The organism is Streptomyces sp. NPDC004721 (assembly GCF_053601495.1).
Genome location: NZ_JBSGBZ010000150.1, coordinates 1 through 1,736 on the forward strand (window position 1 = coordinate 1; position 1,736 = coordinate 1,736).

1 protein-coding gene and 1 pseudogene are annotated in these 1,736 nt (G+C 67.7%); both read right to left on the reverse strand.

Translation table 11 applies throughout. The annotated features are described in order from the left end of the window. Positions 1 to 145: 145 nt before the first annotated feature. Positions 146 to 1,009: pseudogene (locus tag ACWEK3_RS42345) on the reverse strand (IS110 family transposase); the annotation flags it as partial. Further along, the gene (locus ACWEK3_RS42350; protein ID WP_453252269.1) at positions 895 to 1,251 is read right to left on the reverse strand and encodes a hypothetical protein; all 357 of its coding nucleotides are present in this window, start codon (positions 1,249 to 1,251) and stop codon (positions 895 to 897) included. The gene ACWEK3_RS42350 and the pseudogene ACWEK3_RS42345, both read right to left, overlap by 115 nt. Positions 1,252 to 1,736 lie beyond the last annotated feature (485 nt).

Consider the following 1,736-nt stretch of genomic DNA (forward strand, 5'->3'; position numbering starts at 1 on the left):
GGGGCCCTGTCTTCATGCGCGCACAACGGGAAGATCACCCCGTCGGGAAACCTGTTCGACCCGCACGTTCCATGATCGGTTGAGATACGGCTTCTGAGCCCCACCGGCCTCAACCACGCTGCCGGCTTTGTGGCGTTGGGCTGAGTCAAGCCGTCTGCGTGATGGGCGGGGTGGGAGTGAAGGCCCGGTGGTCGCGTAGGAGGGCCCACAGCACACTGGTGCGGCGTCGTGCGAGGGCGATGACGGCCTGGACGTGTTTGCAGCCCTCGCCGCGTTTCTTGAGGTAGTACTCCCGGTTGGGGCCGTCGCGGATGATGCTGGTCTGCGCGGAGAGGTAGAAGACTCTGCGTAGGCGGCGGCTGTAGCGCTTGGGGCGGTGCAGGTTGCCGGTGCGGCGGCCGGAATCGCGTGGGACGGGGACCAGCCCGGCGGCTGAGGCCAGGTGGCCGGCGTCGGCGTAGGCGGTGAGGTCGCCCGCGGCAACGACGAACTCGGTTCCGAGGATGGGCCCCATTCCGGGCAGGGACTCGATGATCTCGGCCTGTGGATGGGTGCGGAAGGCGTCGTGGATCTGCCGGTCGATGCGCTTGAGCCGGTCGTCCAGGGCCAGGATCTGAGTAGCCAGGTCGGCGACGATCTGTGCAGCGGTGTCCTCGCCGGGCAGCACGGTGTGCTGGGCCCGGGCCGCTTCCACGGCCGTCGCGGCCACACTGTCCGCGTCACGGACATCTCGATTGGCCAGCCAGGCTGTCAGGCGGGCTTGGCCGCGGCGGCGGATGGCAGCCGGGGTCTGGTAGCCCGTCAGCAACAAGAGGGCAGCCTTGCGGGCCGAGTAGTCGAAGGCCCGCTCCAGGGCGGGGAACATGCCGGTGAGCACGTCGCGTAGCCGGTTGATCATCCGTACCCGGTCGGTGACCGTGTCGGTGCGGTGGGCGGTGAGTAATGCCAGGTCGGCTGCCAGCTGGGCGGGCACGTCGATGGTGGCGAAGTCCCGGCGATGGCGTCCTCGTCGAGGAACAGGAAGTACGCCTGGGCCAGCACAGCGCTCAAGGAGCCGTCCCCTTCGAGGCCCTCCTTCAGCTCCGAGCGCCGGTCCCGCCACAACTCGGCGAGGGACGCATAGGGCTCCGGGGCCGTCGGCGCAGCGGCTATCGCCCCCACCAGAAACTCCACGGCGCCGACCGGGCTCCCACCGCAGTGCGCCATCACACCGGCGAGAGCGACTCCCGCTGTCACTGACTGATTCGACATCGCCGGAGAATATCCGTGGCCAAAGGTTCTGTGAAACCTTCCGCTTGCACGGCGGTCCGACCATCAGTAATCCGTAAGTGACGGCAACCCTGACGGCAACGACGGCACACAGAGGCCGATGATCACCACTGTGGGCGATCACTCAGGGAGGAGGCGGGCCGCCCTCCAAACGGGTTGCCCGATCCTACGGATCAGAAGTCGTCCGTGCCCGATCGTGCGGGGACCCGCGGGGAACCTGGTGGGCGTCGCGAAGACAACGGCCCCTGACCGTTCCACCTGGGGCTCGCCCCTCCGGCGGCCGCGGTACGAGCGGTGAAGCACCGCAGCTCACACCGACTTTGATCCCGCATCACCTGTCGGGTGCCGTTTCGCATTGCGTCGGCTCCGATGTCCTAGTGTTCTGCGCCTGAAGTTCGATGAATATTTGTAGGCTGTCCGCGTGGCGCGTAGGGGACGGCCGGTGGCCGAGGTGACATTGACCGACG